44 protein-coding genes are annotated in these 23,999 nt (G+C 40.2%); 22 read left to right on the top strand and 22 right to left on the bottom strand.

Translation table 11 applies throughout. The features are described from left to right. Positions 1–3: 3 nt before the first annotated feature. From ACNARN_RS17030 to ACNARN_RS16940, 19 genes are all read right to left on the bottom strand, one after another. Complete coding sequence (locus ACNARN_RS17030; RefSeq protein WP_416304758.1) at positions 4–549, bottom strand: phage N-6-adenine-methyltransferase; 546 nt, start codon at positions 547–549, stop codon at positions 4–6. Then, positions 539–910 (bottom strand): phage protein NinX family protein, encoded by a 372-nt coding sequence (locus ACNARN_RS17025; protein ID WP_416304757.1) that lies wholly within the window; start codon positions 908–910, stop codon positions 539–541. Before ACNARN_RS17025 ends, ACNARN_RS17030 begins: the two co-directional genes overlap by 11 nt. Positions 911–913: 3 nt before the next feature. Next, positions 914–1,279, bottom strand: coding sequence for a DUF2528 family protein (locus ACNARN_RS17020; RefSeq protein ID WP_265839043.1), 366 nt, complete (start codon positions 1,277–1,279; stop codon positions 914–916). 206 nt (positions 1,280–1,485) lie between these two features. After that, positions 1,486–2,166 (bottom strand): hypothetical protein, encoded by a 681-nt coding sequence (locus tag ACNARN_RS17015; protein WP_416304756.1) that lies wholly within the window; start codon positions 2,164–2,166, stop codon positions 1,486–1,488. A gap of 69 nt (positions 2,167–2,235) precedes the next feature. Then, positions 2,236–2,550: a hypothetical protein gene (locus tag ACNARN_RS17010; protein WP_416304755.1), complete on the bottom strand. Its 315-nt coding sequence runs from the start codon at positions 2,548–2,550 to the stop codon at positions 2,236–2,238. A 35-nt stretch (positions 2,551–2,585) separates the two neighbouring features. Continuing rightward, the gene (locus ACNARN_RS17005; RefSeq protein WP_416304754.1) at positions 2,586–2,852 is read right to left on the bottom strand and encodes a hypothetical protein; all 267 of its coding nucleotides are present in this window, start codon (positions 2,850–2,852) and stop codon (positions 2,586–2,588) included. 39 nt (positions 2,853–2,891) lie between these two features. Then, the gene (locus tag ACNARN_RS17000) at positions 2,892–3,059 is read right to left on the bottom strand and encodes a hypothetical protein (RefSeq protein WP_416304753.1); all 168 of its coding nucleotides are present in this window, start codon (positions 3,057–3,059) and stop codon (positions 2,892–2,894) included. A 33-nt stretch (positions 3,060–3,092) separates the two neighbouring features. Beyond that, positions 3,093–3,578, bottom strand: coding sequence for a single-stranded DNA-binding protein (locus tag ACNARN_RS16995; protein ID WP_416304752.1), 486 nt, complete (start codon positions 3,576–3,578; stop codon positions 3,093–3,095). Further along, on the bottom strand, positions 3,578–4,195 hold the full coding sequence (locus tag ACNARN_RS16990) for an ERF family protein (protein ID WP_074924242.1): 618 nt from the start codon (positions 4,193–4,195) through the stop codon (positions 3,578–3,580). The genes ACNARN_RS16995 and ACNARN_RS16990 overlap by 1 nt, the downstream gene beginning before the upstream one ends. Then, positions 4,188–4,865 carry an exodeoxyribonuclease X gene (gene exoX / locus ACNARN_RS16985; protein WP_416304751.1) on the bottom strand — a complete coding sequence of 226 codons (678 nt, stop codon included), beginning with the start codon at positions 4,863–4,865 and terminating at the stop codon, positions 4,188–4,190. The genes ACNARN_RS16990 and exoX overlap by 8 nt, the downstream gene beginning before the upstream one ends. Before the next feature lies 1 nt (position 4,866). Then, complete coding sequence (locus ACNARN_RS16980; protein WP_416304750.1) at positions 4,867–5,187, bottom strand: hypothetical protein; 321 nt, start codon at positions 5,185–5,187, stop codon at positions 4,867–4,869. Further along, complete coding sequence (locus ACNARN_RS16975; protein ID WP_416304749.1) at positions 5,184–5,336, bottom strand: hypothetical protein; 153 nt, start codon at positions 5,334–5,336, stop codon at positions 5,184–5,186. Before ACNARN_RS16975 ends, ACNARN_RS16980 begins: the two co-directional genes overlap by 4 nt. After that, positions 5,333–5,770, bottom strand: a complete 438-nt coding sequence (locus ACNARN_RS16970; RefSeq protein ID WP_416304769.1) for an SAM-dependent methyltransferase — start codon at positions 5,768–5,770, stop codon at positions 5,333–5,335. Before ACNARN_RS16970 ends, ACNARN_RS16975 begins: the two co-directional genes overlap by 4 nt. Before the next feature lie 32 nt (positions 5,771–5,802). Beyond that, positions 5,803–6,009: a hypothetical protein gene (locus ACNARN_RS16965; protein ID WP_416304748.1), complete on the bottom strand. Its 207-nt coding sequence runs from the start codon at positions 6,007–6,009 to the stop codon at positions 5,803–5,805. Positions 6,010–6,073: 64 nt separating this feature from the next. Continuing rightward, entirely contained in the window at positions 6,074–6,229 is a 156-nt protein-coding gene (locus tag ACNARN_RS16960) for a hypothetical protein (RefSeq protein WP_416304747.1), read from the bottom strand. Between the two features lie 53 nt (positions 6,230–6,282). Further along, the gene (locus tag ACNARN_RS16955; RefSeq protein WP_416304746.1) at positions 6,283–7,224 is read right to left on the bottom strand and encodes a cell envelope biogenesis protein TolA; all 942 of its coding nucleotides are present in this window, start codon (positions 7,222–7,224) and stop codon (positions 6,283–6,285) included. A gap of 64 nt (positions 7,225–7,288) precedes the next feature. Continuing rightward, positions 7,289–7,552 (bottom strand): hypothetical protein, encoded by a 264-nt coding sequence (locus ACNARN_RS16950; RefSeq protein WP_416304745.1) that lies wholly within the window; start codon positions 7,550–7,552, stop codon positions 7,289–7,291. Between the two features lies 1 nt (position 7,553). Continuing rightward, positions 7,554–7,754 carry a hypothetical protein gene (locus ACNARN_RS16945; RefSeq protein WP_416304744.1) on the bottom strand — a complete coding sequence of 67 codons (201 nt, stop codon included), beginning with the start codon at positions 7,752–7,754 and terminating at the stop codon, positions 7,554–7,556. Between the two features lie 13 nt (positions 7,755–7,767). Then, the gene (locus tag ACNARN_RS16940) at positions 7,768–7,956 is read right to left on the bottom strand and encodes a hypothetical protein (RefSeq protein ID WP_036905388.1); all 189 of its coding nucleotides are present in this window, start codon (positions 7,954–7,956) and stop codon (positions 7,768–7,770) included. Between the two features lie 165 nt (positions 7,957–8,121). Here ACNARN_RS16940 and ACNARN_RS16935 point away from each other — a divergent pair, with 165 nt between their 5' ends. After that, positions 8,122–8,625 carry a hypothetical protein gene (locus ACNARN_RS16935; protein WP_277265734.1) on the top strand — a complete coding sequence of 168 codons (504 nt, stop codon included), beginning with the start codon at positions 8,122–8,124 and terminating at the stop codon, positions 8,623–8,625. 20 nt (positions 8,626–8,645) lie between these two features. On the opposite strand, the gene ACNARN_RS16930 is transcribed toward ACNARN_RS16935, so the two are convergent. From ACNARN_RS16930 to ACNARN_RS16920, 3 genes are all read right to left on the bottom strand, one after another. Next, a complete protein-coding gene (locus ACNARN_RS16930; protein WP_416304743.1) occupies positions 8,646–8,933 on the bottom strand; it encodes a hypothetical protein in 288 nt (95 codons plus the stop codon). Between the two features lie 343 nt (positions 8,934–9,276). Next, positions 9,277–9,684, bottom strand: a complete 408-nt coding sequence (locus tag ACNARN_RS16925; protein WP_264993413.1) for a hypothetical protein — start codon at positions 9,682–9,684, stop codon at positions 9,277–9,279. Between the two features lie 26 nt (positions 9,685–9,710). Continuing rightward, positions 9,711–10,406 (bottom strand): LexA family protein, encoded by a 696-nt coding sequence (locus ACNARN_RS16920; protein ID WP_228407726.1) that lies wholly within the window; start codon positions 10,404–10,406, stop codon positions 9,711–9,713. A 60-nt stretch (positions 10,407–10,466) separates the two neighbouring features. On the opposite strand from ACNARN_RS16920, the gene ACNARN_RS16915 reads away from it, so the two are divergent. The 21 genes from ACNARN_RS16915 (at position 10,467) to ACNARN_RS16815 (ending at position 23,999) form a co-directional block, all read left to right on the top strand. Further along, complete coding sequence (locus tag ACNARN_RS16915) at positions 10,467–10,694, top strand: helix-turn-helix domain-containing protein (protein WP_109391285.1); 228 nt, start codon at positions 10,467–10,469, stop codon at positions 10,692–10,694. A 132-nt stretch (positions 10,695–10,826) separates the two neighbouring features. Next, positions 10,827–11,168, top strand: a complete 342-nt coding sequence (locus ACNARN_RS16910; protein WP_123822272.1) for a CII family transcriptional regulator — start codon at positions 10,827–10,829, stop codon at positions 11,166–11,168. 256 nt (positions 11,169–11,424) lie between these two features. Next, a complete protein-coding gene (locus tag ACNARN_RS16905) occupies positions 11,425–12,261 on the top strand; it encodes a replication protein (RefSeq protein WP_049257590.1) in 837 nt (278 codons plus the stop codon). Between the two features lie 3 nt (positions 12,262–12,264). Continuing rightward, positions 12,265–13,632 carry a replicative DNA helicase gene (locus ACNARN_RS16900; protein WP_416304768.1) on the top strand — a complete coding sequence of 456 codons (1,368 nt, stop codon included), beginning with the start codon at positions 12,265–12,267 and terminating at the stop codon, positions 13,630–13,632. Further along, complete coding sequence (locus ACNARN_RS16895; RefSeq protein ID WP_416304742.1) at positions 13,629–13,895, top strand: hypothetical protein; 267 nt, start codon at positions 13,629–13,631, stop codon at positions 13,893–13,895. Before ACNARN_RS16900 ends, ACNARN_RS16895 begins: the two co-directional genes overlap by 4 nt. Before the next feature lie 42 nt (positions 13,896–13,937). Continuing rightward, positions 13,938–14,126 carry a hypothetical protein gene (locus ACNARN_RS16890; RefSeq protein ID WP_416304741.1) on the top strand — a complete coding sequence of 63 codons (189 nt, stop codon included), beginning with the start codon at positions 13,938–13,940 and terminating at the stop codon, positions 14,124–14,126. Then, positions 14,126–14,353 carry a hypothetical protein gene (locus ACNARN_RS16885; RefSeq protein ID WP_416304740.1) on the top strand — a complete coding sequence of 76 codons (228 nt, stop codon included), beginning with the start codon at positions 14,126–14,128 and terminating at the stop codon, positions 14,351–14,353. The genes ACNARN_RS16890 and ACNARN_RS16885 overlap by 1 nt, the downstream gene beginning before the upstream one ends. A gap of 178 nt (positions 14,354–14,531) precedes the next feature. After that, entirely contained in the window at positions 14,532–14,870 is a 339-nt protein-coding gene (locus ACNARN_RS16880; protein ID WP_416304739.1) for a hypothetical protein, read from the top strand. A gap of 1 nt (position 14,871) precedes the next feature. Further along, on the top strand, positions 14,872–15,315 hold the full coding sequence (locus tag ACNARN_RS16875; RefSeq protein WP_416304738.1) for a YbcN family protein: 444 nt from the start codon (positions 14,872–14,874) through the stop codon (positions 15,313–15,315). Next, positions 15,308–15,634: a hypothetical protein gene (locus ACNARN_RS16870; RefSeq protein ID WP_416304737.1), complete on the top strand. Its 327-nt coding sequence runs from the start codon at positions 15,308–15,310 to the stop codon at positions 15,632–15,634. The genes ACNARN_RS16875 and ACNARN_RS16870 overlap by 8 nt, the downstream gene beginning before the upstream one ends. Before the next feature lie 111 nt (positions 15,635–15,745). After that, a complete protein-coding gene (locus tag ACNARN_RS16865; RefSeq protein WP_416304736.1) occupies positions 15,746–15,904 on the top strand; it encodes a hypothetical protein in 159 nt (52 codons plus the stop codon). Positions 15,905–15,907: 3 nt separating this feature from the next. Beyond that, positions 15,908–16,501, top strand: coding sequence for a recombination protein NinG (locus tag ACNARN_RS16860; protein WP_416304735.1), 594 nt, complete (start codon positions 15,908–15,910; stop codon positions 16,499–16,501). 177 nt (positions 16,502–16,678) lie between these two features. Beyond that, positions 16,679–17,434, top strand: a complete 756-nt coding sequence (locus ACNARN_RS16855) for an antitermination protein (protein WP_277272657.1) — start codon at positions 16,679–16,681, stop codon at positions 17,432–17,434. Between the two features lie 341 nt (positions 17,435–17,775). Beyond that, on the top strand, positions 17,776–18,081 hold the full coding sequence (locus ACNARN_RS16850; RefSeq protein ID WP_049199107.1) for a phage holin family protein: 306 nt from the start codon (positions 17,776–17,778) through the stop codon (positions 18,079–18,081). Next, positions 18,078–18,470 carry a M15 family metallopeptidase gene (locus ACNARN_RS16845; RefSeq protein WP_416304734.1) on the top strand — a complete coding sequence of 131 codons (393 nt, stop codon included), beginning with the start codon at positions 18,078–18,080 and terminating at the stop codon, positions 18,468–18,470. The genes ACNARN_RS16850 and ACNARN_RS16845 overlap by 4 nt, the downstream gene beginning before the upstream one ends. Beyond that, positions 18,467–18,844 carry a hypothetical protein gene (locus ACNARN_RS16840; protein ID WP_416304733.1) on the top strand — a complete coding sequence of 126 codons (378 nt, stop codon included), beginning with the start codon at positions 18,467–18,469 and terminating at the stop codon, positions 18,842–18,844. The genes ACNARN_RS16845 and ACNARN_RS16840 overlap by 4 nt, the downstream gene beginning before the upstream one ends. Positions 18,845–19,311: 467 nt before the next feature. Next, positions 19,312–19,536 (top strand): DUF2560 family protein, encoded by a 225-nt coding sequence (locus ACNARN_RS16835; protein WP_069368036.1) that lies wholly within the window; start codon positions 19,312–19,314, stop codon positions 19,534–19,536. A gap of 57 nt (positions 19,537–19,593) precedes the next feature. Continuing rightward, positions 19,594–19,962, top strand: coding sequence for a hypothetical protein (locus ACNARN_RS16830; RefSeq protein ID WP_416304732.1), 369 nt, complete (start codon positions 19,594–19,596; stop codon positions 19,960–19,962). Beyond that, positions 19,959–20,381, top strand: a complete 423-nt coding sequence (locus tag ACNARN_RS16825) for a ubiquitin carboxyl-hydrolase (RefSeq protein WP_159287599.1) — start codon at positions 19,959–19,961, stop codon at positions 20,379–20,381. The genes ACNARN_RS16830 and ACNARN_RS16825 overlap by 4 nt, the downstream gene beginning before the upstream one ends. 1 nt (position 20,382) lies before the next feature. Further along, a complete protein-coding gene (locus ACNARN_RS16820; protein ID WP_416304731.1) occupies positions 20,383–21,795 on the top strand; it encodes a PBSX family phage terminase large subunit in 1,413 nt (470 codons plus the stop codon). A gap of 2 nt (positions 21,796–21,797) precedes the next feature. After that, complete coding sequence (locus ACNARN_RS16815; protein ID WP_416304730.1) at positions 21,798–23,999, top strand: portal protein; 2,202 nt, start codon at positions 21,798–21,800, stop codon at positions 23,997–23,999.

Genomic DNA, 23,999 nt, shown 5'->3' with positions numbered 1-23,999 from the left:
CACCTATGCTATTTTACATTCATTTAATATTTTATTACCGATATTAATTAACTCGTCTCTATCGACAGTATTAATTATCTTTCGTGGTTTGATATATGGTCGCCATATTAAAAGCATTGAGCCTTTATTATTACCGTTAACTGGTTTGTTTGTTCCTGCATTGATAAAAGATATTCTTCCTCCTGTAATTAGTCTCACTTCATCAACTGTTCCTAATGCAGAATTAAACCAACCAACAGAAGTATCAGCAGGAATTAACATCACGATAGGCTGTAATTGCTTTTTACATTGTTCGGCGGCTTTATTAATCCACGGCTGAATTTCACTGTACGGGGGATTGCAGAATATAGCCCCGTAGCTTTCCCAATCACAATTTAACGAGTCGTCTCTTTCGGTTAGGTAATGAGAACAGAGTGCATTATTTTTATCGGCGGCGGCATCTAAATAGAAACCAAATTCAGCGTCCAATGCTGTAAATAAAGGTAGGGGAGTTTGCCATCTATCACGCAATTCCTTTGGTGTGTGGCTACCTCCGTAGTCAGCCTTCATTCTCCGCATCCTTGATCATTAAGAATACTTCCATAGCTGCGCGATATGGGTTCGATTTATATCTCGATGTGATTCCATTTGAAATATCACTTGCACGCCACCAAGTTGACCCTCCGTCATCTGACATATCTGCCATTAACGATATCAAGTTTTCAATAATAATAGGCATGGCGTCTGACGGGTTATTGCAGGGGTCGAATGAGCCAATTTTGCGAGGTGATCTAATAATTATTGCACTTTCACAACCAGAAACAGCGGAGCGACGATAATCTGTTGATCCGAATGGAAATGGAGTGGCGCCAATTAAGTCAGCAACCTTTTTATTAATCTCGAAGTCAGATAGTTCGGTGTATCTATTCATTGATTACCATCCTGTAATTTCTATATCGTCAGAGTCAATAAACCAAGGTTCTATTTCGTCAATCCGAATCCCCATATCATCTAGAGAAGGATAGCCATCAATTCCCTTATCTTTAGACCAATCGAATTGCTCGGTAAGCCATTCTTCATCCTTGAAGTTATTGAATGCTATTTGCTGGAAGCACTCAGCACAGAACATTGCAAAACCTGCTTTCTCATGGCTACCGTGTATATCAGCTCTATATTCATCACCAGAATAGAATTTATTAATTTGTTCACATGATTTTTTAAATTTATCTTCATCGATAACAGTGACAACCATTTCTAAATCTTTTTGCCACGAACCAGAATTTATTTTAATTTGTCTCATCTGTATATTTCTCCACAAATAACTTCAACACTCATCACTGACATTAAATATTCAGCACGTTTATTGCATTCCGATTGCGTGTATATATCTTCCGTTACAGGCACAGCAGAACCCTGTATTAGCATGAGTAATACATATCCGATTATTTGCATTAATTGTTACTCTGAATTTTAGGTATAAAAAACCCTGCACTAGCAGGGTAGATGTTAGTCAGTAAATTTAGTTATGTTATATCTTATTTTTTCTTTTGTTTCATTTAAAAAATCAGTAAGCAATTCCCTTTCTACATCTGATTGAAAGTAATCTGATATGCCAGGTATATAATTTCCAGCATACTCATGGCTATATTTAATATAATATGTTGTTTTATTGAAAAATACTTCGCTTAATAGATCAACTTCCATTGCGAATTTGAATAAATCTAAGCTTGCCCATACCGCATGCCTATCCAAAAATTCATTCTTGTTTTTAAGTCTTAGATTTTTTTTATAAAACCTTGGATTATCATCCTCCGGTATTTCAACATAACATAACGAGTCATCTTCTATTTTAATGTGTTTGTATTCATTTTCATTTTGAATTAAAAACAAAACGTGGTTTATTTTTTCTATAAAATCAGATGTTTTAATGTTAATAAAATGAAGCAACTTTACATCAATTTCTTTTTGTTTTTTATTTTCACTTGATTTTTGGCTTAAATAAATAACAACAGAAACAATTATTCCTAATGATGATATTACAGTGAAAAATGCTGAAAACTTGGTAACTGACTCATCCTCGGAAATAAAAAGAAATTTTATTACCATAAATAAAGTAACAACCCCAAAAATAATAAATAGCGTTATTCTCGTTAGTTTGGCAACTCGGCGCTCTTTATTAACTGACATAACCCCTCCTTATTTAAAGCGGGGATCATACTCACATCCATGTGACTAATCCACTGTCAAAATGCATCCTTAATTCACACTTATTTGCTTTAATGCCTCACGAACGGCATTTAACCTAGAGTCTAGACGTTTGTATGCAACGCTTCTCACACCTAATGGTTTTGAAGAAAGATAGCTAATTAAATATCCGTTATCAGCTCTGATAATAAAATCAATTAACGAACATGACATTGCAGGCCAATATGCAGTCCAAGCTTCTCCCCATTCAGTTATGGTTAATCGACCATGGCCTTGATTATCATCTTCTAAATAGACTCTAATTGGGTCGTGTTTTTCTACATTTGTAATTTCAAGCTTAGTAACTTGAGATTGTTCAACTTTCATATTCATTCCTCTTCATTGCATCCCTGCGAGTTAAATTAAAAGATAATTAAAGCTGTCGCTAAAAATGCACCTTTAACATCTTTATTTGTTGGACAGTAATATGCTGAATAACCATCACGAGGAACTGCCTTGTAATAACAAACATCAACGCGATCGCAATTAACCCATTCCGATTTATCGCTTTCACAAATAATGTTTTCTTTAATTGCAGTGTCGATAACTTGCTCTTTGGTTTGGCTGCCTCGCATCATCAAAATAGTTTCGTCATTAGAATTTAGTAAATCTACTGTTTGCTTTTTCATATCTATCTCCTGTTTGCATCCTTGCACTGAGTCCGTGGGTTATTGGCTGTCGATGAAGCATTGCTCGCAACAATAAACAGTATCGCCACCAACAAAAACTTTATCGTCATCTAGTATTTCCACATCACAATGATCACAGTATGAGCAATCTTCCTTTTGTTCTTCTGTTAAAACTCTGTCCTGATATGGACTGTCACATAAAGCCATGGTATTTCTCCTATGGTTAAACGGGTAGGGTGGTCAAAAAGGGATATCGTCTGAGAAATCCATTGGTGGCTCAGGATATTGTGGAGCTTGCTGTTTGGGGTGTTGAGGTTGCTGTGGTTGTCCCCATCCTTGATTCTGCTGTGACTTCTGGCTTCCTGCCTGATTACCACCGTTACCGCCTAACATCTGCATAGAACCGCCGACATTAACTACCACTTCCGTTGTGTATCGGTCTTGCCCGCGTTGGTCTTGCCATTTTCTGGTTTGCAGAGAACCTTCGATATATACTTGACTTCCTTTTCTCAGATATTCACCTGCAATTTCTGCTAATTTGCCGAAGATGCACACTCGATGCCACTCGGTTTTTTCTTTCATCTCACCGGTTTGTTTATCACGCCACGATTCCGATGTGGCTAGTGTGAGATTAGCGATTGCGCCACCTGATGGCATATAGCGGATTTCTGGATCTTGCCCCAAGTGACCAATGAGAATACATTTATTCACGCCTTTACTTGCCATTATGCAGTTTCCTTAAGTTCTTTAATTCGAATGCCTGTTACACGTTCACATTCCTTTTGTGATTCAGTGCCAGCCAATGCATTCCATGCTTTTTTGTACTCATCCATGATTTGTGACTGATTCGTAGCTGTTCCAAGAAAGTTAGTGTAATCAGCCAATATCTGCTCTGCCGTCCGTGGCGCCACATTATGAATTTCCGCATCTGCATCAATTGCTGTTTCTTCTGTTGGAATGCAGAACGCTTGAAATGCCGCGTACTTATATGCAATGGACATGGCTTTGTTTGTGGCTTTATCTCCGCTATCCATAGCCTCTCCATAAGTCATAACTGTGTGTTTACTGCCATCCGTGACAGATACAAAATCAAACTCAGCTTTTACAGTGACATAATTTAATACACCTCCGCTCTTACTGGTTCTCTCACATACCGAGCGTTCAGTACAGCGAGTCAAGATAAGCAATCCATGCTTAACTAATGCAGGGGCTAGGGCGTTATAAACTGCATCAATCCCTCTAAATGCATAATTAACACCACCGCCTTTTGGTCTCTCCTTGCTTATTCCTTTTTCTGCTAGTTCCTTAGCAACATTACTTATTGCTTTATATACCTCACTCATCTTTTTTCTCCAGCCAGTATTTAATTGAAAACTCAACATCAGGATCTAAATCAGTCTGATTGAGTAACCAAGTTAAATAACCTGTATTTTCTTTCTTAATTTCGACGAATGTCATTCCTTTGTACTTACCAAAACGTAACTTGTTTAATAGTGATGGCTGATTAGTTATTTCTAACATTTCCTTATCTGACCACCCTGAATCGTCCTTGATTCGTTTAAACAATGATGCTGTAACAATGCAGTCATATAGCGCTCTGTGTGCGTGCAATCCATCTGGAACATGAACATTCAGCTTTAGCGCGTAACGTAGATATTGATTACTGTGGCTCTCTAACTCTGGATATAAGCGTCTTGCCAGCTTTAACGTGCAAATAAACGGAACATCCATTTCCGGCATCATCCGTTTATCGAACTCTGCGTTATGTGCAACTAGATAATCAGACCCCTTGTAATTACCTATAACGTCACCAATAAGTGGAGAATCAGCAATCATTTCATCGGTGATGTGATGAATTGCCATGGCATTTATTGAGATTGGTTTCTGCGGGTTTACAAAGTGTGACTTCTGAGATGTGTAATCAATTTCATTGTTGTTAATGTCGATACTTGCAATCTCAACTATTCCGCTGTCAAAATCACAATTCTCTGTATCTACAACTCTGTATGTCATATTAATCTCCCAAATACTGACCAGGTCGGCGATCAGTCCCGTAGTAATCGACTTCAAATTTATCACTTGGTGCAGAATTCCTTTCTGCATCAAGTAATGCCTGTATATGAGGCGGTAGAGGAGGGTGATTTTTCGATGCGTCCAAGTTCATGTGTAGCAGTTCCATTGCCAATCGTTTTTCCCTCTCCTTGACACTCGTATTTGGCAAATGCCCCTCAATCATTGCAATAGCTTGAGCTAGAGCTTCCTCTCTGTTTTTTGCTAATGACGGTGATGTTAGTTGAGGGTATTGATCGGTAGGGTAAGAGTTAGAAACATTCATTGAAAATCTCCTGAAAAGTCCTTTATTGGTATCGACAATCCTTGTCGTCCTAATACTTCCGTTTGATACATAAATTCATAGTGTTCGCGTTCCTGCGATTCTTTACGCTTCCTGCGTAATTCTTCTAACCATTGCTTTGAGTTGCTCATAACTCCTCCTTAATAAACAGCACCCAATGCGTTTTATCGCTCTTACCGACACGCTGTACTATTGTTGGTTTTTGGTCGGTTAGCGCTAAAACTTGCTTGGTAGGTATTTGCGTTTCATTCCACTTAAAAGCCAATGTTCCGTTTGGCTTGAGCACTCTAAATGCTTCACCAAATCCTTTTGATAAATCGTCTTTCCATGACTCTTTATTTAATCGCCCGTACTTTTTAAACATCCATCCGTTGTGGCCAACTCTGATTAAGTGAGGTGGGTCGAATATAACTTGATAAAATTGACTGTCAGAGAAGGTGAGGTTTTTAAAATCAGCGATAATGTTTGGAGTGATATTTAGCTTCCTGCCATCACATAAAATATGTTTCTCTGTGCGGATATCACTGTAGATTGCTCGATTATCTTCCTTGTCAAACCAGAACATACGACTACCACAACACATATCTAGAACTTTAGTCACGCAACCCTCCTTAGCTTAGAAACACGCAATATCCTGTTAATAAAGGCTTCCTTGCCTATCGCATTGATAATCCGTTCAAGCGATTCGTCGTCACAATCGAGTGCATATTCCATTGCCTCAACTGAGTCAATTTCCGTTAACTTAGCCAGCTCTCTGAAACTTCTTGTCTCAATACTGAGCTTGCTACTGTCGTCAAATTCCATGACTGTTTTGCCGTCTACTACCCGAGTTCCGTTCGAGTAGCTGTATGAAATTTGCATAATCACCTCAACTTACAAATGTTGGTATTACGCCAACGGTTGTCACAATGACCACTGCTAAACTGAATAACCATGGACTTGTACGTTTATTTTTACGTGCTTGAGGCGTAGTGATACGCACCGCCATGCAATCACGCATAGTGATGCAATATTTTGATTTCATTGTTACCTCGCTAGGTGAGCGATAAGGTGGTTACCTGGTGTTGGTGCGGTGGGTTAGTAGTGAATTTTTACGTTTGATACTAGGTTTTTAGCGATAGCGATAATGCAATTCTTGGCGCACTCTTCTGGAATGCCAGCATCAATTAAATCTTGCATAGCCTGATTGTTAATTGCTTTTTGATGTTCCTTATCAGCCTGACGTTTAGCCTCTTCCTGATGTTTACGCTCTTCCTCAGCTAATCGTGCTTGCTCAGCTTCCTGTGCTTTCTTGCGCTCAGCTTCGATAGCTAATTGTTTCTCACGTTCGGCTCGTTCCAGTGCTTCTCTGGCATCACGTTCTGCCTTTTCCTTGGCTTCTTTTGCTGCTTGCTCTGCACGTTGAATTGCTTCCTGCTTTTCACGCTCTGCACGCTCAGCGGCTTCTTTTGCTTCACGCTCACGCCGTGCTGCTGCTTCAATTTCTTGCCGTGCTTTACGTTCAGCTTCGAGTCTTGCTTGCTCAGCAGCTTGTCGCTTCATTTCTTCTTCACGAGCAACGCGCTTGCGTTCTTCTTCGGCTTTGCGTAAATCAAACAATTCGTTCATTTGCAGAGCTTCTTCGTGATCAACTTCGATTTGCTTCTTAAGTGCTTCGGCTTCTTCGCGAGCTTTTTCTTGCTCTTCCCACTCTGTTAGTGGCTTTCGAATACCATCACTCAGTGAGTCAAGTTCGTATCGAAATAGCTTACGTGCGGCATCTACTTTCTTAGGTAATTCTTTCAGGTCATCAACAACCAGTTTGCCAGCCTTATCAATAGCTGTTTTTGTTTGAGTAACTTTGTATGCCAGTGACGCGAAAGCCTTGCGGTTTTTAGCCACAGATAAATCACTGTCGAGTTCTTTTCGTTCTTCCTCAGCCAGCGTTTTAATGTGAGCTAGCATCTGATTTACTTTTTCTGGTGCTGTGAATAAATCGAGAGCTGTTGCTTGTTCAATTACGACTAATTCATTTGCCATTTCCTATGTTCCTTATGTGCGTATTCCTCACTATTAATAGCGATATGAATGATTAAGTGGTGGGTTACTGCTGACCGATGGCTTTTGCGATTACAGCGTCAACGATGTCTAAATCATCGTCATCATCTGGTTTATAGCTTGCAATTTTATTGCGAAGTCTGATTAACTGTTCTAATAACTCTGGTGCTGTTGCGATTAGATTGGCATCTTCTTCTTTAATTTCAGTAAGAAAGGATGCGACAACGTTATGATTATCATCAATCAAAAGAGAGTTTTTAATTACTCCACCTCTTAAATGCCACGGAGCTGGCGTACCTTTAAATTCCATATCACCCCCTAGCCTTTAACATTGCATCTGCCAACTCATAGGCCTTACTTGCAATTTCACCTGTATCACTGAATGAAAATTGATTTCTCTCTGTGTTTACAAGGATTCCATTCATAGCAGCCATTGCGAACTTATCGCGTAATGATGCTGAGGTAATAGACCCATCACTTTTGTAATGTGCGTCGTAGTTTTTATCTGTCATACTCCCTCCGTTATTAACGGGTAACCAAATAACCTTGGCTTTTAAGGTACTTGATTATATTTTCTTCACTAATAGCTGTTCTGAGTATTTCAGTTTGATACCACTCTGGAATTGAAATATCAGCCACATCGGTGACCTTTACCTCCATGACTCCAACACCAGAGCTACAATCAGCTGACGAGCACAAAATCGTAATTTCCATCTCTATCTCCTATCTATTAATCAACTCACCACAGCCCACAGAATGGACTGTAATTAGTTAACTGTGCCTGCTTTTAACCACGTCAGGCGAGGTGGTTCTTACATTCCCCAATGCAAGAAATTTGTGTATAATTTAATCACCCCAATGCAAAGAAAAGGAAACTACATGGCAACTCTTTTAGAGAGACACGAAATGATTATTCGAATGATGAATGACAGGGAAAGACTAATGCAGCCCATTAGCGACGAAAAGTTTCAAGAACTTGTAGATAAACTTGGAATGGATCAATTAGCTAATGACGTTGGCTACTTAGTCAATATTGGATTAATTAACCACAATGCGATTCGGTTTGGCATTGGCGGTGGCTATGGATTCAATACAGGAAGCATGTCACTAACCGCTGCAGGAGTTGATTATGCAAACATGGATACAGTAGGAAACCAAATAAATACAGTAACAATTAAAATTCACCAAAACACCATTGATAATCTAGAGACAATGATCCGCTCAGCTAACATTCCTGAAGAGGATAAAAAATCTCTGCTTTCACTGGTAAGAGAAAAAGGTTCTGAGGCTGTTGTTGGTAAATTAGTTGATACAGTGTTTGCTAATGCCGGAATAGCGGCTGCATTATTCATGGAAGCAGCTAAGAGCAAATTTGGTTTGTGATGCTAGCCCATCCATGGGCTTCACCTCGCCGTAACCCCGAACTCACTGCTCGGCTGTTTTGTTTTAACTCCTGAAAATACTGCTACATTAGGTAAGCAACAGTTATCTCCACTTGGATAATGCTTTGTTGGTTTAAGAGAGAGAACAGGGCGTTCTGGTTTCTCAATACCAAATATCGAATCCCATATTTCTTCCACTGAGCGACTTGGAGTTTTTATCTCTTCACGTTTACGAGCTAGGAACTCAGCCCTGCGCTCATATCTACGTTGAGAGTAACTACTTCTTTCAATGACCTTTATCGTTGCCATATTTGCCTCCTAAGTGATCTTTGGTTGAGATTTATTGCTCACCAAAAACCACTCAGTGGTGATTCAAGAATGCCTGAATCATTTCTTCCTAATTGTTAAAGAACTAAATCCGTTTACCTTTGGCTCCTTGCCTTTGATGAGTTATATATTGAACCAATAGTTCACATAAATCAAGAACCAAAAGTACAATATTTTATTATCATAGTGAACTTTTAGTATATTTTGTTGTTTTTAAAAGGTATTTATTTTTTGTAAATATTTAAAATTAGATCTTAATCACTAATTTATTTAGGCGGGATGAAAAAAATCCCTCATATAGAGGGATCAAATAAAGAGTATGAGGTTAGTATGATGTGCAGTTAACGGTAGAGCCTAATTTTGTACAGTTCGTTGTTGTTACTGGTTTCTTATAAATGTTTTGCTGTTGTTGCCATAGTAACAGGCTTTGTTGTGCTGATATTGCTCTAATAGCCGAAGCCCCATTATCTTGTCTTATTTTTTCTGGTCCATATTCAATAAGAGAATTATTTTTAAATATAAACTTATAGTCGGCTTTATCATAAGACCAACCAGACATAAGCCTGTTAGCATAAATTAATATTTCATAATCATTGCTTGACGCATTCCCATCAGGGTTACCCATTATTGATATAACATTGTCTTTACTCATCCCAGAATGTATTGATGATATTTTTTCACCTGTTACACAGCCTGACAAAGCAATGATAATAATTAGAAAAAGTATTCTCAAAGCATCCTCTTTTTAATGATTAAAAGTTAGACAAATCGCATCATCATTTGAACTACAACACCAATAATTTTACAGTTACCATTTATAGTAATTGCGGGGTAGGCTGGGTTTAACGCTTTAAGATATTTAGCTCCATCTAAAACAAGTTTTTTGAATGTTGCTTCATTCGTATCAGTAAGCTTAGCTATTACCAAGCTTCCATTTATAGGCTCTCTTCCTGTATCAACTAGAACCAATGATCCTTCTGGAATACTGATACCTGTTGGCGCTGTCATTGAGTCTCCCTCAACCTTAAGCCAAAAAGCAGATCCCTGAACAGCAACTTCAGACTCATACCATTCATCGATCTCGCTAAGTGTATATGGCTCACAGGCTTCAGTCCAATTACCAGCCTGAACAAAGCTAATTACAGGGTATTTAGGGGCTGGTCTATAAGGTCTTGGATTACTAACATTTGAATTATTTACATTCTCCTGACCGTGTTGCAACCAGACTATATCCACTGAAAGTAATTTAGCTAACTTATTCATCACCTCCTGTCTTGGTAGTGATTCAGCATTAAACCATTTACTAACAGCCTTGGTTGTTACGCCAAGTTTATTAGCTATTTCTGTCGCTTTGCCATGGTCATCAAAACCAGCATCTCTTGAAGCCTGCGCAAGCCTCTTGGCAAATAGTTCACGCACGTTATTAATTTGTACCATACGTTCAATAATAAACATCTTGAAAGGAACTGTCAGTTCAACTAATATATGTACTGAAAGTTCATTAAGGAGACTTCTATGCACGATTTAAGGGAGCCAATTAAACAAATTGGCGTTGCAGAAGTAGCAAAGGCATGCGGAGTAAGTGAGCGAGCTGTTTATAAATGGATTGATAACGGTTTTCTACCAAAAACAGAGTTCTTTGGAAAAACTAATTATGCAAAAACAATCCAAACCCTATCCAAAGGGAAAATAAAAGCTGAAGACTTACTGGCTATTAGCCAAAAAAAATTACTTGCTGCTTAGTTTTAATCGCTCTTTAACATCACTAACCTGCTCTAGGCAATCTTGGAGCAAACAATCCGCTCATATGGAATGAGCCACGGATCATTACTGCTGTTCCCAATATGGGAAGTAATCTAAGAAGGAATTTAACAAATGGAACTATCAAACGAACGCAAATTTCGAGAAATCGAATCAAAAATCATGAAAGGGATACTTGTTACTGGCGCTAGAGAAGTAGCGAAAAGGACGGGTATTCACGAATCACAAATATCTCGCTGGCAATCTCAACAATCTAAAACGCAATTAAGCTTCATACAACGTTGTGCAAGGCTTTTAGTTGCTATTGGGTATGAGACACCAGATGACACAGTGATATTGCAAGGTGATGAGGCTAGGGCATTAATTCAGATGCTTGAACATGTCAAAGCACCAAAAAGAAAAGCCTCAACCACTGCGAATGGTGAGGCTTCTCAACAAATGGACTTAACCATTTAGACTAACAAATACACTGTATCAATAACCAGTATTAAAGGGAAGCTGATTTTGAGCTTTCCTTTTGCTGATACAGCTTAGGAATAAGGGAATTATACCATGAAACAACGATTTAATCATAGTACTGTGCATAAAAACAACGCTAGAAATCGCTTTAACAGATTGGTTACTCAGGACGGTGTTAAGTGCCTCAGAGAAATACTTGAGGATGCAAAAATACGCACTGAACATCGTCAACAGGTACTAGGAGGTAAAAGTGATGAATAGCAATGTTGCATACGCTGACTTTGGTAATCAACGACGGCAAGAGAGGTCAACAGTGGCAAATCTTGAAGATGGTTACACAAGAATAGCCAACGACCTATTTGAAGCTGTTATGTGTGCAGATTTAACAGCAAGACAACTAAAAGTCGTTATGGCGATCATCAGAAAGACATACGGCTTCGGCAAAAAGTTAGACCGTATTACAAACACTCAGATAGCTGAAATGACAGGTATTCATCATACTCATGTTTGCAAAGCGAAGAATGAAATGATTGCTATGAATATTGTTATTTCATCAGGTAATAAAATTGGAATTAACAAAGATTTTACTGAGTGGAATTTCAATATTAGCCAAGTTAGCGAAACATTAGCTAAGTCGGCTAATAAAACATTAGCTAAAACGGCTAATTCACATAAGCCAAGTCAGCTAAACACAAAAGAAACTATTACAAAAGAAAAGAAAGAAAGTAATACACCCCTTACCCCTCACGAGGTGAAAGGGGGAGAATCGGTGAAACCTACCAAGAGAAAATCAACTCCAATTAACTACGATGAATATCTCAATGCCTACAACGAGGAAGTTGGTGACAGACTGCCTCATGCTGTGGAAGCTAACGAGAAACGTAAAACACGGATCAGGAAGATAATCAAAAACCTTGCAACGGCAAATGTTGATGGTTGGCGAGCCTACGTTAGAGCCTTTGTGCGAATGGCTAAGCCATTTTATTTTGGTGAGAACGATACGGGTTGGACTGCTGATATTGATTATCTGCTAAGAGAAACAACGTTGACAGGTGTTCGAGAAGGTAAATTTGCTGACAGGGGGTTTTAAGTGATCAATACGGAATTTGAAGCAAGTGTTATTGGCGGTTTGTTAATTTCAGGGTTAACACCTGATGCCTCGGATGTTTTAGCCACTTTAGAGCCTGAATCATTTTCAGTTAGGTTCTATCGAGAAGCCTATCAAGTTATTCAAAAACAAGCTAAGTCTCGCGGTGTCATCGATATGATGATGGTTGCTGAAGGGATGGGTAGTGAGCATCTAGCTAGTATCATCCAAACGGCCAAGGATTGTCCTAGCGCAGCCAACCTGAAAGGCTATGCCAAGATGGTGACCGATAATCACAACCGTAGAGCCATGATCCAGCTAATGGACTCTGTGCGCGGTGTGATTGAAAGTGGAACCATCGAGCAAGCCAGTGAAGCAATGGAGAGTTTTCTTGCTCAGGCATCTGATATGCATTCCTCGAAAGGTGATATTGCTCCCGTCCACGTTTCGTCGTTAATCGAAGATTACACCGAAGTTTTACAAGAGCGTGTTAACAAAGGCGAGGAATCGGACACACTAAAAACGGGGATCCGCGAATTAGATGAAATTATGGGAGGAATAAATCCTGTCGACCTAGTCATTATCGCCGCTAGACCAGGAATGGGTAAGACAGAAATTGCGCTGAAAATTACAGAAGGCGTTGCCTCTCAAAATGTTATCGGCACTGACAACAAGAAAGGCGTTTTAATTTTCTCAATGGAAATGGACTCTCAGCAAATCGTAGAGCGTCAGATTGCAGGATCAGCAAACCTATCTGTTAGCGCATTGAGAAACCCATCTCGTATGAGTGACGAAGATTGGGGAAGGGTATCTATGGGGGCTGGTAATTTACTTGGCTTGAATGTCTGGGTTGTCGATGCCAGCAAATTAACCGTTGAACAAATCACTGCAATTTCAACAAGACACAAGAAGCGTCATCCAGAATTATCGTTGATCATGGTCGACTACTTAGGGTTGATTGAGAAGCCTAGAGCAGAACGTAACGATTTGGCTATTGCTCATATTTCAGCAACGCTAAAAGGTCTGGCTAAAAACATCAGAACGCCTGTTATTTCACTAAGCCAGCTATCTCGTGATGTTGAAAAGAGACCTAACAAACGACCTACCAATGCGGATTTAAGAGATTCAGGAAGTGTAGAGCAAGATGCAGATAGCATCATCATGCTTTATCGCGATGCAGTCTATAATGAAAACTCCCCCGCAGCAGCTTACGCAGAAATAATTGTGACAAAAAACCGATTTGGGAAATTGGGAACTGTTTATCAATTATTCAAAAATGGTCACTTTCTTGACACCGATCAGGCTCAAGCATCAAGCATCTGTCAACAAAGTAGCAGACCACAACAAAGAAGATTTCAAGGAGCAAATGTATGAATTTAGAGCAGTTAGATACGGATGATTTTATTGAAAGACTTGAAGTGTTGCGTTCTGTTTTAAAAGTTGAAGGCAATCACTTTGTTTTCCAGCTAAGTGACAATGAAGTTGATCGATATGAGATCTCTATCTCCTCATGTAACACCCCAGATAAGTTGCTTTCATGGGTATTTCATTTGACTGAGAAGCAATGGATGAATACCGAGCTACTACGTTATTTCATTCGTGTAGCAAGCGTTAAATCGAATATCAAAATTAACTAATCAAGTTCCTGCGGGGGAACACGCAAGAGGATTTTTAGATGAATGAACACAGAAAGTTTATTTGAAAAATGTAAACAGCTCACAGAGGAAAATAGAGAGCTGAAAACAGACAGAATTATCTCTAGACAAAAAATATCAAACCTACGATTAGAAATTGAATCACTGCAGCGGGAATTAGAAATAAAAAATTTCGATGTTTCTTGCATCCCACCAATGCCAGAGGGTGAATGATGGAATCACCACTTGCAAGAATGATTAAGCAACAAGTGTTTGATGCCAACGTTGCTCGTTTAGTTAAACTCAACGATGAGCAATGGGATTTCATACTGAATGACCAAGACAATGATGGCGCTTGGGCAGGAGGTCATTTTTTCGGTCACGATTATGACGAGTGGGAGATTTTAGTTGCCCACAATATCAAATATGTGAAAACAGGATTGAGAGAGGCGTTGATATGATAGGAACAAAAGTAATTTATGACACAGGAAATAATTGGAATTGCTGGGCTGTAATAGTGTTTAGTTATGGTAGTTATATTGAATGTTACCTTCCATCCAAGCCAACAAAAAAGCAATTAAGAAAGATAAAAAAAGATTTTATTAGGATTATGAAACTTGATGATTAGGAGAGCTAACAGTGAGTGATAAGGACAAAGAGTATTTACATAGGCAATTGGTGAAACTCGGCGACATGATAGGGGATGGATTACACTATGAGCCAGACGGGAAGTGGATAACAAAAGAATACAGGCGTATTTGTAAAGTGCTTGGTTATATAAAACCAACTCCAAGAAAACCAGCAGTAAATAACTCATCAGAAATAAATGAAAAAATGGCTGAAAGATTGAGCAGTGTTAATTGCAAGTGCGGTGGTAAGTTAAAGCAATCTCGCTCAGGTTCAATGAAAGCAATATGCACTAGTTGCAATGCAAAATACACATTATTGAAAAGGGTAAAAGTAAAATCTGGAGGTTAACTTGGAAGCAGATTTCCTCTTCCACGAATCAACCAAAACCGCAGCATGGCAACATCTCAAAGAAGTTCTAGCAACAAACCAACCACACCGAATCATTATCAAGCCTTGGAAAAACAAGCGTTCACTATCTCAGAATGCCACTTTCCATATGTGGTGCGGAGAGATAAGTAAATATCTATGTAAGAACAACGCTAATTACACACCTGAAACCGTTAAGGAAATGCTTAAGCATACATTCCTAGGTTACGAGGTGGTCGATATGGTTGACGTTACTACACAGCTTACAGAGCGCGTAAGGACACTTCGAAAAACATCAAAACTTGATACAGGTGAAATGTTCCACTTCATGGAGCAGGTTGAATGCTGGGCGGTAGGTATAAATTGTTTCGTGACGATACCTGATAACAGTGAGTATATGAAATTGAAAAGGGAGCAGGATGAATGACATTTTATTCTTTATTGAGCGGGGTGAGAGCGTGAAAACTAAGTCAACAAAAATGGAGTTGGTCAAGTTTGAAAGAAACGAAAACCTATTTCTCAAGGAGTATAACGTTACTCACAATAACGAGACTACAAAGTTAGAGCAGAAAATATCTATTGCCAGAGATAACTTTGGAAAGTTTGAGGTAGATATTGAAATGGATGGATTCCCTCGTATTAGTGATGAAACCGAAGCACTACTCAAATACGGAGAGTGGCTAGAGCGACTAGGTATTGCCATTAAACGTGAAACTAAACGTGCGGTAAAGCGAGGCGTTCAATGAACTGCCAGTCATGCAATAGACAGCTAACAGATGAAGAAATTTATGTGTGTAGCAAGTGTGCTGATGAATACGCTCATTTGGAAGTGATGGATAAAATCAAAGGAGAGGGAGATGCCGAGGTATCGCAGTAAATATAAACACAAACATAAACATCCAAAGAAACCACAAAAGGAGTTTGAACCAATGCTTAATGCCAATTTATCACGTTATGGAAAATTTATCGCAATATGGTTTATTGCCATGTTAATTCTTGGAGTTGTTTTGGGGTGATGTATGCAAAGTTTAAGGCGACGGCGCTGTAAAATATGCCGAGAGTGGTTTCACCCTAAATACAGTAACATTTGGTGGTGTTGCCCAGAACACGGAGCAGAACTGGCAATAAGGCGAATAAACAAGGAAAAAGAAAAAGTATTAGCGAAACGTAAAAAGGAGCAAAGAGAAAAGGAAGTTAAAGCAAAAGACAAGCTCAAAGCCCGCAAGTTAGCAGTAAAACCCCTCTCATATTTCACCAAGCAAGCACAGACCGCATTCAACACATTTATCAGAGAAAGAGACAAGGATGAGCCTTGCATCTCGTGTGGTCGTTTTCACGAAGGTCAGTATCACGCAGGACACTATCGAACAACCGGTGCTAATCCAGAACTTAGGTTCGATGAAGATAACGTCCATAAGCAATGCGCCCCATGCAATAACCATCTATCGGGAAATATCGAAAACTACACACCTCGACTAATAGAGAAAATTGGTCAGGAGCGTTTCGACCGACTAATGGGTTCTCATGAATTGCCAAAGTGGAAGCGCGAGGATTATGAGCGGATACGTGATCACTATCGTAAGAAGTTAAAGGAGCTGAAAGATGTTCACTGACTTAATCGCAGCTATTGAAGAAGCAAGATATTTAAAATCCAGATCAGGCGGTCGAGTTAACTTCTGTGTAATCCAGATTGCTGAATGCATGGAAGTATTATGCGGGCTGATGGATGGTGTCAGGGTTTTATATACAACGGCTAATGATGATTATCACACAGTATTACCGGAGGTGAGATGAACCTAGAAAGCGCTGTTAAATATCACTTCGCCAAAACCACATCAATATCAGATGCACCTAGCTCAACATCGCCAGATAGATTAACCGGTACTGATGTCATGGGTGCTTTCGGATATTGTCAAAGTAAAGAGTCATTCGGCTTTTCTGCGTTCTCGGGAAAGATGGAGATAAGCCAGAATGACAAAGTGAAAGCGATACAACTTTTAACTCGGCATGCATTGAATCATTGCGATAAGGTTCCAGCCTTACGTAAACTCGATATGAATGTTAAGCGAAAGGTAATGCAAATACTCGCAAAATTCGCTTATGCAGATTATTGCAGATCAGCATCGAGTGTTACTGAGTGCGTAAAGTGCAATGGTTCAGGTTTTAAGGTAAAGGCGATTAAGGTTAAAAAAGTCTTTGGTAAAGAAGTTCGCATTACTGATGACACCGAGTCATGCGCTTGTGATAAGTGTAACGGTAAAGGTTATGTTTCTTGTGCGTGCAATGACTGTAAAGGGCGTGGTATGGCAATAGACAAAGAAACGCTAAGGTTAACCGGTGAAGCTGTCAGTATGCCTTGTAAGCGTTGTTCTGGTCGTGGTTACGAGCGAATACCTGCATCAAAGGCTTTTCAGGCTGTGTCTCATTTAGGGATTACGATTGATCAATGGAAGCGTTCAGTTAGTAAATTTTATGAATCTTTAGCGGTTGAGTGTGAAAAAGGAGAAAGTAGCGCAGATTACATACTAAAAAAGGTAACAAATTAAAAACGAATACTTCTAACGAATGAATTGACTTTTGCACCTTTCTGTGTAAATATCGTTCTAACGATGGGTTATTGCCATTTCGTTAACGTTAAAAGAATCCAAGACCTCGCTTCGGCGGGGTTTTTTGTTATCTGAAACCTGTAAGCAGTCGTTACACGTTCAACTCTCCGGAAATTCCGGATAGTTCACATGTTTGGTTATTCCGAACAACTCATTCAGAAGACCGCCTAAGCGATCTTTTTTCGTATATGCCGACCACAGAATCAATCACAACACCTTACATTCACACAAGAGCTGTGAGTCGGCGTTCTATTAACTAATTCCTCCAAAAAGGAGGCGGTATGACACGAATGGACGAGAAAGATAAATTCAGTGCCACCGCATGGGGTGTCATATTCGCTATATCCCTATACGGCGGATTAGCTAGATATATTATCGACAATAAACGCAATGGTTATCGGTGGAGCTGGGTAGGGGCAATTATGCAAATGTTCGTATCTGGCTTTGCTGGAATGATGGGCGGTCTTATATCAATAGAGCTTAACGCCTCATTCTACTACACGTTATTTACGGCTGGCTTATGTGGTTCCGCTGGCTCTTTAGCATTGGATTTCTTCTGGGATAAGTTTACAGGGGGTAAGAAGTGAGTAAGTTTAGATTAAGCAAACGTAGCGAAGAAAACCTCCGTGGCGTTCATCCTGATTTGGTTAAGGTAGTACATCGAGCATTAGAAATTACCGATATTGATTTTATGGTGATTGAAGGTAAGCGCAATGAAGCCCGTCAACGACAATTAGTTGCAAGTGGAAAAAGCCAAACGATGAACAGTCGTCACTTAACTGGTCACGCTGTTGATTGCGCTCCTCTGGTAAATAACCAGATCCCTTGGAATGATTGGCCATACTTTAAAAAAGTAGCTGATGCCATGATGCAAGCGGCGAAAGAGCTTGGCGTTGATGTTGAGTGGGGCGGTAACTGGAAAACATTTAAAGATGGCCCTCACTTCCAATTAACCCATAAGACATATCCCGCATGAATACGCTAACTAAGGTATTAGCTGGACTACTGGCAATATCTGCATTCTGGCTATGGTGGGTAATAGATGACTACGACAAACTGAGCAAAGATTACAACACAGCAACTAGTCAGTTATCTCGTCAGCAATCCATCACAGAAAATGCCAACCGTACATTCAGGATTATCAACAATGTCTCATCACTTAATAGCGAAGAGCGGAATAGGTCAGCCGTGGATTCTGAAAAAGTTAAAACGGTTATCAAAACTGTTCTTGTCAATAATGATTGCGCCAATGCTGCTATTCCTAATGACGCTCTTATCAGGATGCACGACTATTCAGAAAGAATACGTGCCAGTGGAACACATAGCAATACCAGCACACCTAACCGCTGATTGTCTATTGCCATACATACCCGAACAAATGACATGGGGAGAATCGTTAATGTTAAACATCTCCCTGTTATCGGTTATTGAGCAATGTAATTCAGACAAGAAAGCAATACGGGAAATTGAACAACAACGAGCCTCGCAATAACGGGGCTTTTTAATGGAGAAATATCATGGCAGTACAAGGTTCAGATAATCCAGTTAAATTCCGTGAAGAACTGGATAAAAGCATTCCAAAAGAATAAAAAAAGCCCAGCATGGGGGCTGGGCAATACTAACAAGATATCAATCAAAGTATAGCGATGTTTACTTAGTATAGCTTAAGTAAGTGTATATACCAGTTTGGTTAGATAAATCGTTTATCCATTAAGGAGAGTGATCATATCTTGACTGCTAGGAACAGACTAGAAGTGACCAAAGTAACGTAGTGATACGTGATGATGGTTGCGATTAACTTCACACAGGAACATCAAATGACAGAAATTACAGCACAAAATCAAATGCGCTTAGAGCTATTACGGTTAGTTGGCAACGATACTGCAGCGGCTCAAGCAGCTATCGAGTTCGTAAAAGATGACGCTCTCAAGTTTGAGTTATTCAAAGACGCATACAAAACATGCCAGACGGAAGCTCAGTTTGTAGCGCGAGCACAGAAAGCCGCTCGTGATGCTCAACAAGCACTAGATTTATTCACGTAGTAGTTAATTACACAGCTCATTTACGAGTGGGCTGGATAATTGATTAAAGGGGGATATATGAAATTACATAAAAAAGTAAAAGTCCCCATATACGGACTTAATATTCATATCTGCGCTACTGAGGATGTTGCAGATAATATTTATGGATCTGGCATACATACCTCATCAAATATGGGGCAGGTTGTTCAGATTGAAAATACAAAAACTGGTGAGATGCTTATCCTCATTAGCTTTAAAGATATCGATTGTTTTAATGCCGACACTATATCTCATGAGTCAGTACATGCCGCATGGAAGGTGTTAGAAATAGTTGGTATTAAAGTAGACCACGAAAATCATGAGGCGTTGGCGTATCTAACTGGTTGGATTAGTAATGAGATAAATAAGTTTTATTACAAAATTAGTGCTAATGGTGATGACTTATGACAAAGAAAAACAAAGGTGGTCGCCCGTCTGATTACATGCCTGAGACTGCTCATGATATTTGTTCAAAGCTTGCAGAGGGAGAAAGCTTGCGATCGGTTTGTAGGAGACCTGGAATGCCAAGTAAGGCGACAGTATTCCGTTGGTTATCCGAAAATGCAGAGTTTCGAGACCAATACGCGAAGGCAACAGAGCAAAGGGCTGATGCATTATTTGAAGAGATTCTAGAAATAGCTGATGACGTGCTTCCTGATTCCGCTGAGGTAGCTAAGGCTAAGCTTAGGATCGATACTCGAAAATGGTCGCTGGCTAGAATGTCTCCAAAGAAGTATGGCGACAAAGTTACACAGGAAATTACTGGTGCTGATGGCGGCGCAATTCAAATAGAAACATCACCTATGAGCTCATTATTCGGTAAATAGCATGACACAGATAAACCCTATCTTTATGCCATTCATTGAGGCGCACCGTTACAAAGTCGCTAAAGGTGGCAGGGGTAGCGGTAAATCTTGGGCAATAGCTAGGCTTCTCGTTGAAGCAGCGAGGAGACAGCCAGTCCGTATACTTTGCGCTCGTGAATTGCAAAACAGTATTAGTGACTCAGTTATCAGGCTTCTTGAAGATACGATAGAGAGAGAGGGTTATAACAATGAGTTCGAAATTCAGCGCACTATGATTAAACATCTTGGCACTGGCGCTGAGTTTATGTTTTACGGCATCAAGAATAACCCGACAAAGATTAAGTCACTTGAAGGTGTGGATGTTTGTTGGGTGGAGGAAGCAGAGGCGGTAACAAAAGAGAGTTGGGATATTCTGATCCCGACAATTCGAAAGCCTAACTCTGAAATATGGGTGAGCTTTAACCCGAAAAACATTCTTGATGACACCTATCAGCGTTTCGTTGTTAACCCACCTGATGATATTTGCTTGCTTACTGCCAACTATACCGACAACCCTCACTTCCCTGATGTATTGCGATTAGAGATGGAGGAATGCAAACGCAAGAATCCAACGCTATATCGGCATATCTGGTTGGGTGAGCCAGTAAGCGCTAGTGATATGGCTATTATTAAACGTGAATGGTTAGAGGCTGCTACCGACGCACACAAGAAGTTAGGATGGAAAACTAAAGGTGCGGTCATTTCAACTCACGACCCGTCTGATACTGGCGGTGATGCCAAGGGGTATGTTTCACGCAGGGGATCAGTAGTTAACAAAGTTGCAGAAGGTTTGCTAATGGATGTTAACGAGGGCGCTGATTGGGCTACGGAGCAAGCTATTCAAGATGGCGCTGATCACTTCCTATGGGATGGTGACGGATTGGGTGCGGCATTACGCAGGCAAGTTACTGACGCATTCACTGGAAAGCAAACAACAGTAACCATGTTCAAAGGTAGCGAATCACCTTTCGATGAGGATGCCTTATATCAATCTGGTGCATGGGCTGATGAAGTGGTTAGCGGAGACAATAGTCGAACCATCGGTGATGTATTCAGAAATAAGCGCGCTCAATTCTACTATGCATTGGCTGACAGGCTCTATTTAACCTATCGAGCAGTAGAGCATGGAGAATATGCAAACCCTGACGACATGATTAGCTTCGATAAAGAAGAAATCGGCGATCAGATGTTAGAAAAACTATTCGCAGAGCTTACGCAAATTCAACGTAAGTTTAATGGTAACGGCAAGTTAGAACTGATGACCAAAGTTGATATGAAAGTCAAACATGGAATTCCGTCACCTAACTTGGCTGACTCCCTCATGATGTCTATGTATTGCCCTGTGATTATTCATGACGATACAGAGATTTACGTTCCATCATCTTCTAGTTGGTAACTATGGCTGAAACACTACAACAAAGACATGAGCGAATAATGCTCAGGTTTGACCGTGCGCACTCACCGCAAGAAGATGTGAGAGCGAAATGCGTCGAAGCAACACGGTTTGCACGAGTGCCCGGGGGTCAATGGGAAGGTGCAACTTCTGCGGGTACTAAACTCAATGACCATTTTGAGAAATACCCTAAATTTGAAATAAACAAGATAGCCACTGAGCTAAATAGGATCATCAGTGAGTATCGCAATAATCGAATCACGGTTAAGTTTAGACCAGGTGACAAAGAAGCAAGCGAGGATTTAGCCGATAAGTTAAATGGCTTGTTCCGTGCTGACTATGAAGAAACTGACGGTGGCGAGGCTTGTGATAATGCGTTTGATGATGCAGCAACAGGTGGATTTGGTTGCTTTAGGTTAACAACAAACTTGGTCAATGAGTTGGACCCGATGGATGACAGGCAGCGAATTTCTATCGAGCCTATTTATGATCCGTCTCGTTCAGTGTGGTTTGACCCTGACGCCAAGAAATATGACAAGTCTGATGCCGAATGGGCTTTTTGCATGTACTCGCTATCCACCGAGAAGTACAAGGCTGAGTACAAAAAAGACCCAGCAACGTTAGATGTAGGTATTGATAGGTCATGGGATTATGACTGGTTTGATTCTGATGTTGTCTATATCGCTAAGTATTATGAGGTAAGAAAAGAATCAGTTGATGTTGTCAGCTTCCAAAACCCAATTACTTCAGAGGTTGTTACCTATGACAGCGAACAACTTGAGCAGGTTGGTGATGAATTAATTGATATTGGCTTTGTTGAAGTTGCTCGAAGAACAGTTAAGCGCCGTCGAGTTTATGTGTCAGTGGTCGATGGTGATGGATTCCTTGAGAAAGCTCAGAGAATACCGGGTGAGCACATTCCATTAATCCCTGTTTATGGTAAGCGCTGGTTTATTGATGACATCGAGCGAGTCGAGGGGCATATTGCAAAAGCAATGGATGCTCAGCGCCTTTATAACTTACAGGTGTCAATGCTTGCTGATTCAGCAGCTCAAGACCCCGGTTCGGTTCCTATTGTTGGCAAGCAACAGATTAAAGGGCTTGAAAAACACTGGGCTGATAGAAATTCAAAAAGACCTGCATTCCTTCCTCTGAATGAAATAACCGATAAGCAAGGCAATGTTATTGCGCCAGCATCAGCAATTGGTTATACGCAACCACAACCACTTAATCAGGCAATGGCTGCACTGTTGCAGCAAACAAGCTTAGATATTCAGGAAGTAACTGGTGCTAGTCAGGCAATGCAGCAAATGCCTAGCAATATTGCCAAAGAGACTGTTAATAGCCTTATGCATCGCTCTGATATGGCATCGTTTATCTATCTGGATAACATGGCTAAAAGCTTGAAACGGGCTGGTGAAGTATGGCTGTCGATGGCTAGAGAAGTATATGGATCTGATAGGCAAGTTCGCGTAGTTAATGAGGATGGTACTGATGATATAGCGCTGATGTCTGTGACGATACGAGATAAACAAACAGGCGAAATTGTAGCCATGAATGATTTATCTACTGGTCGTTATGATGTCACGGTTGATGTAGGGCCATCTTATACAGCAAGGCGTGATGCCACTGTTTCAGTGCTGACAAATCTTCTTGCTGGGATGCTTCCTCAAGATCTGATGCGCGCAGTTGTTCAGGGAATTATCTTGGACAACATGGATGGTGAAGGTCTTGATGAGTTCAAGGAATACAACCGCAATCAGCTACTTACTCAAGGTGTCGTCAAACCTCGCAATGCAGAAGAAGAGCAGATTGTTGCTCAGGCACAGCAACAGGCGCAACAGCCTAATGCTGAGTTATTGGCAGCGCAAGGTGTGTACTTGCAAGGACAGGCAGAAGTCCAGAAGACGAAAAATGAAGAGCTATCCATTCAGGTTAAAGCATTCCAAGCTCAAACAGAAGCTAGAGTTGCAGAGGCTAAAGTTGTCCAGCTTCTGGCATCAGCAGATAGCACAAAGCGCGCTGAAATTAGAGAGGCGCTTAAAATGTTACATAACTTCCAGAAAGAACAAGGCGACTCATCACGAGCAGATGCCGAGTTAATTCTAAAAGCAACTGATACGCAGCATAAGCAAAGCCTAGATGTTGCGAAAACCATTCAATCACAAAATAACCAACAGTCTCCTGCGGACTTCTCGCAGAGTTAA

It is taken from the genome of Proteus sp. TSJ240517, from assembly GCF_047921575.1.
Lineage (GTDB): Bacteria > Pseudomonadota > Gammaproteobacteria > Enterobacterales > Enterobacteriaceae > Proteus.
Note: the sequence above shows the minus strand (reverse complement) of the source record. Positions and strands in the feature narration are given on the sequence as shown.

What these genes read in the sequence shown, in the direction of transcription:
- ACNARN_RS17030 (WP_416304758.1), bottom strand. Translation starts at nt 549, where the DNA reads ATGAAGGCTGACTACGGAGGTAGCCACACACCAAAGGAATTGCGTGAT.
- ACNARN_RS17025 (WP_416304757.1), bottom strand. Translation starts at nt 910, where the DNA reads ATGAATAGATACACCGAACTATCTGACTTCGAGATTAATAAAAAGGTT.
- ACNARN_RS17020 (WP_265839043.1), bottom strand. Translation starts at nt 1,279, where the DNA reads ATGAGACAAATTAAAATAAATTCTGGTTCGTGGCAAAAAGATTTAGAA.
- ACNARN_RS17015 (WP_416304756.1), bottom strand. Translation starts at nt 2,166, where the DNA reads ATGTCAGTTAATAAAGAGCGCCGAGTTGCCAAACTAACGAGAATAACG.
- ACNARN_RS17010 (WP_416304755.1), bottom strand. Translation starts at nt 2,550, where the DNA reads ATGAAAGTTGAACAATCTCAAGTTACTAAGCTTGAAATTACAAATGTA.
- ACNARN_RS17005 (WP_416304754.1), bottom strand. Translation starts at nt 2,852, where the DNA reads ATGAAAAAGCAAACAGTAGATTTACTAAATTCTAATGACGAAACTATT.
- ACNARN_RS17000 (WP_416304753.1), bottom strand. Translation starts at nt 3,059, where the DNA reads ATGGCTTTATGTGACAGTCCATATCAGGACAGAGTTTTAACAGAAGAA.
- ACNARN_RS16995 (WP_416304752.1), bottom strand. Translation starts at nt 3,578, where the DNA reads ATGGCAAGTAAAGGCGTGAATAAATGTATTCTCATTGGTCACTTGGGG.
- ACNARN_RS16990 (WP_074924242.1), bottom strand. Translation starts at nt 4,195, where the DNA reads ATGAGTGAGGTATATAAAGCAATAAGTAATGTTGCTAAGGAACTAGCA.
- exoX (WP_416304751.1), bottom strand. Translation starts at nt 4,865, where the DNA reads ATGACATACAGAGTTGTAGATACAGAGAATTGTGATTTTGACAGCGGA.
- ACNARN_RS16980 (WP_416304750.1), bottom strand. Translation starts at nt 5,187, where the DNA reads ATGAATGTTTCTAACTCTTACCCTACCGATCAATACCCTCAACTAACA.
- ACNARN_RS16975 (WP_416304749.1), bottom strand. Translation starts at nt 5,336, where the DNA reads ATGAGCAACTCAAAGCAATGGTTAGAAGAATTACGCAGGAAGCGTAAA.
- ACNARN_RS16970 (WP_416304769.1), bottom strand. Translation starts at nt 5,770, where the DNA reads ATGTTCTGGTTTGACAAGGAAGATAATCGAGCAATCTACAGTGATATC.
- ACNARN_RS16965 (WP_416304748.1), bottom strand. Translation starts at nt 6,009, where the DNA reads ATGGAATTTGACGACAGTAGCAAGCTCAGTATTGAGACAAGAAGTTTC.
- ACNARN_RS16960 (WP_416304747.1), bottom strand. Translation starts at nt 6,229, where the DNA reads ATGAAATCAAAATATTGCATCACTATGCGTGATTGCATGGCGGTGCGT.
- ACNARN_RS16955 (WP_416304746.1), bottom strand. Translation starts at nt 7,224, where the DNA reads ATGGCAAATGAATTAGTCGTAATTGAACAAGCAACAGCTCTCGATTTA.
- ACNARN_RS16950 (WP_416304745.1), bottom strand. Translation starts at nt 7,552, where the DNA reads ATGGAATTTAAAGGTACGCCAGCTCCGTGGCATTTAAGAGGTGGAGTA.
- ACNARN_RS16945 (WP_416304744.1), bottom strand. Translation starts at nt 7,754, where the DNA reads ATGACAGATAAAAACTACGACGCACATTACAAAAGTGATGGGTCTATT.
- ACNARN_RS16940 (WP_036905388.1), bottom strand. Translation starts at nt 7,956, where the DNA reads ATGGAAATTACGATTTTGTGCTCGTCAGCTGATTGTAGCTCTGGTGTT.
- ACNARN_RS16935 (WP_277265734.1), top strand. Translation starts at nt 8,122, where the DNA reads ATGGCAACTCTTTTAGAGAGACACGAAATGATTATTCGAATGATGAAT.
- ACNARN_RS16930 (WP_416304743.1), bottom strand. Translation starts at nt 8,933, where the DNA reads ATGGCAACGATAAAGGTCATTGAAAGAAGTAGTTACTCTCAACGTAGA.
- ACNARN_RS16920 (WP_228407726.1), bottom strand. Translation starts at nt 10,406, where the DNA reads ATGTTTATTATTGAACGTATGGTACAAATTAATAACGTGCGTGAACTA.
- ACNARN_RS16915 (WP_109391285.1), top strand. Translation starts at nt 10,467, where the DNA reads ATGCACGATTTAAGGGAGCCAATTAAACAAATTGGCGTTGCAGAAGTA.
- ACNARN_RS16910 (WP_123822272.1), top strand. Translation starts at nt 10,827, where the DNA reads ATGGAACTATCAAACGAACGCAAATTTCGAGAAATCGAATCAAAAATC.
- ACNARN_RS16905 (WP_049257590.1), top strand. Translation starts at nt 11,425, where the DNA reads ATGAATAGCAATGTTGCATACGCTGACTTTGGTAATCAACGACGGCAA.
- ACNARN_RS16895 (WP_416304742.1), top strand. Translation starts at nt 13,629, where the DNA reads ATGAATTTAGAGCAGTTAGATACGGATGATTTTATTGAAAGACTTGAA.
- ACNARN_RS16890 (WP_416304741.1), top strand. Translation starts at nt 13,938, where the DNA reads ATGAACACAGAAAGTTTATTTGAAAAATGTAAACAGCTCACAGAGGAA.
- ACNARN_RS16885 (WP_416304740.1), top strand. Translation starts at nt 14,126, where the DNA reads ATGGAATCACCACTTGCAAGAATGATTAAGCAACAAGTGTTTGATGCC.
- ACNARN_RS16870 (WP_416304737.1), top strand. Translation starts at nt 15,308, where the DNA reads ATGAATGACATTTTATTCTTTATTGAGCGGGGTGAGAGCGTGAAAACT.
- ACNARN_RS16865 (WP_416304736.1), top strand. Translation starts at nt 15,746, where the DNA reads ATGCCGAGGTATCGCAGTAAATATAAACACAAACATAAACATCCAAAG.
- ACNARN_RS16860 (WP_416304735.1), top strand. Translation starts at nt 15,908, where the DNA reads ATGCAAAGTTTAAGGCGACGGCGCTGTAAAATATGCCGAGAGTGGTTT.
- ACNARN_RS16855 (WP_277272657.1), top strand. Translation starts at nt 16,679, where the DNA reads ATGAACCTAGAAAGCGCTGTTAAATATCACTTCGCCAAAACCACATCA.
- ACNARN_RS16850 (WP_049199107.1), top strand. Translation starts at nt 17,776, where the DNA reads ATGACACGAATGGACGAGAAAGATAAATTCAGTGCCACCGCATGGGGT.
- ACNARN_RS16840 (WP_416304733.1), top strand. Translation starts at nt 18,467, where the DNA reads ATGAATACGCTAACTAAGGTATTAGCTGGACTACTGGCAATATCTGCA.
- ACNARN_RS16835 (WP_069368036.1), top strand. Translation starts at nt 19,312, where the DNA reads ATGACAGAAATTACAGCACAAAATCAAATGCGCTTAGAGCTATTACGG.
- ACNARN_RS16830 (WP_416304732.1), top strand. Translation starts at nt 19,594, where the DNA reads ATGAAATTACATAAAAAAGTAAAAGTCCCCATATACGGACTTAATATT.
- ACNARN_RS16825 (WP_159287599.1), top strand. Translation starts at nt 19,959, where the DNA reads ATGACAAAGAAAAACAAAGGTGGTCGCCCGTCTGATTACATGCCTGAG.
- ACNARN_RS16820 (WP_416304731.1), top strand. Translation starts at nt 20,383, where the DNA reads ATGACACAGATAAACCCTATCTTTATGCCATTCATTGAGGCGCACCGT.
- ACNARN_RS16815 (WP_416304730.1), top strand. Translation starts at nt 21,798, where the DNA reads ATGGCTGAAACACTACAACAAAGACATGAGCGAATAATGCTCAGGTTT.